The 1953-nt window shown below is 37.8% G+C and carries 2 protein-coding genes; one reads left to right on the top strand and one right to left on the bottom strand.

Annotated features, from left to right (window positions below):
* Positions 1 to 488: 488 nt before the first annotated feature.
* Complete coding sequence (locus AC1DDX_RS26950; protein ID WP_337714946.1) at positions 489 to 899, top strand: VOC family protein; 411 nt, start codon at positions 489 to 491, stop codon at positions 897 to 899.
* Between the two features lie 108 nt (positions 900 to 1007).
* On the opposite strand, the gene AC1DDX_RS26955 is transcribed toward AC1DDX_RS26950, so the two are convergent.
* Positions 1008 to 1811 carry a hypothetical protein gene (locus AC1DDX_RS26955; protein ID WP_337714948.1) on the bottom strand — a complete coding sequence of 268 codons (804 nt, stop codon included), beginning with the start codon at positions 1809 to 1811 and terminating at the stop codon, positions 1008 to 1010.
* Positions 1812 to 1953: the final 142 nt, after the last annotated feature.

Consider the following 1953-nt stretch of genomic DNA (forward strand, 5'->3'; position numbering starts at 1 on the left):
GGCTCATGTGCACTTCCAAGCGATAAACTACCTGTGCAGCAGAATGACTATAAGAAATAAATGCGTGTGCCATATTAAATTTTTAATAGAATAAATAAACATAGGTATTTTTTTCAAGCTCCGCATGATTCGACAGTGAGGCTTCTGCGATAGCTCGGCTTGCATCCTGCCTCGTGTCTGAATCTAAAGATATGGGTCTTATGAACCGTGATATAATTTAAGGGGTTATTATTCGAAACACCTTAAATAGCTATCCGGTTTCAACAGGTTTTCTCAAAGTATCCGCGTAAAAAACAGTAATTCCAGGAATTAATCACTTGAGAGCGACTTAATAAACACCATTAAGATTACTACTTTAAAAATCCAGTCTTCACTAAATTAAGGTAGAAACACACCCTTTTTTTGTCGTAAATTCCCCCTGGAAATTTACCTAGCAACAACCATATTTACAGGTAGATTAGTCAATTGTATAACCAGAATATTGCGTCATGAATACCCAACCTTCAACCAAACTCGGCATTTATATCAACTACCCCGGACATTGTGAGAAAGCATTTCAGTTTTACGAGCAGCATTTAGGGGGAAAAATACATATGATAGTGCCTCACCAACTACCACCGCCTAATTTTCCGAAAGAATGGAAGAACCCGATCCTCCATGCAATCATCGAAATAGGCGGCACTAACGTGAGGGGTGCGGACATCCCTCATGCCGAACCGATGCGCAGTGCTTACCTAACACTAGTTCTTGAGACAGCGGAAGAAGCAGAACACATTTATAGTTTATTGTCCAGTGAAGGCGAAGTGTTTATGAAAATGGAGAAAACTCCTTTCGCAAACCGCTTTGCGATGCTCCGCGATAAATTCGGAACCTCCTGGATGCTCCTCAATGAGAATTAAGTATGATGATATACAGAAATGCAAAAAACAAGAAACCTGCATAAAATCCTGGTGTTGATCCTATTTTGATTTACTTTCTAAAAGTAACGCCAATACCCAGGAAAGAAGTTATAAAATTTCGTATAAGCCAAAATCCGACGAATAGAGAAAATCTTTTTTCGCAATCCTTATTGTTTTTGGATAGGCCATATCCGTACACTTAAATTTCAAGCCATCAAGCTGGTAGTAAGAAAGATAAGCGGGCGTAGGTAATTTACCATTTCTCCAGGCAATCAAAAGATCATCATCAAATTTTGGGATATCTTTTTTAGGCTTTAGGAAATCGACTTTAAACAACTCACTTTGCCTTACAACTAAGGCGTCATTTCTAATCTCAAAAACATTACAGCTTTCTGTATTTACCACCTGGTATTCACAGGGCACTAAGCCATAAGGCTTTAAAAGGTTTTTCTCATACTCATCAACAGCTTTTGCCCGCAGGCTATCACTTAAATGACTCAAATCTGCCCATTTATTATCAATGCTGTCTTGAAAAACGACAGTTTTAAATTCCTGCATCTTTTTATACAATGGATGAAAATATTTCTTCTGGTTGATATATAGATCGCCGTGGTCATCAATATAAAAAGGAATCTCCCAATCATATTTAGCTTTAAAAATTAGCTTATTTTCGACATCGATTATCTTAAATTCAAGGTTGCTGTTATCAGGCTTCAACAGCACCCGGCCATCTTTTAAGACAATGATTTCGCTTAGAGCGGTCAGATCCATAACCTTCCTGAATTTTGTTTTGTCTTTCAACAAATCGCCAATCATCGGAACCTCTGGATGCGCATCTTTTTTAGGGAAAGGATTACATCCGAATAAAAACAGCAGGCTTAAATACAGAAGTGTCAATATATTACTTTTCATAATAATTCATTTAAGCTACCTAATTGGGCTTGACAAGCTACTGCTTGTTTTGGATGATTAACCGTTCCAGTTCATCATCCAAGCTTTTGGTTTTTCCGCCACATACATTGAGAATCACTTTTCCATCAGGCCCAATCAATAT

The organism is Pedobacter sp. 10L46_2, assembly GCF_056395165.1.

Bases quoted from the DNA above. Each gene is read 5' to 3' on its own strand.
- AC1DDX_RS26950 (WP_337714946.1), top strand. From the start codon at position 489: ATGAATACCCAACCTTCAACCAAACTCGGCATTTATATCAACTACCCC.
- AC1DDX_RS26955 (WP_337714948.1), bottom strand. From the start codon at position 1,811: ATGAAAAGTAATATATTGACACTTCTGTATTTAAGCCTGCTGTTTTTA.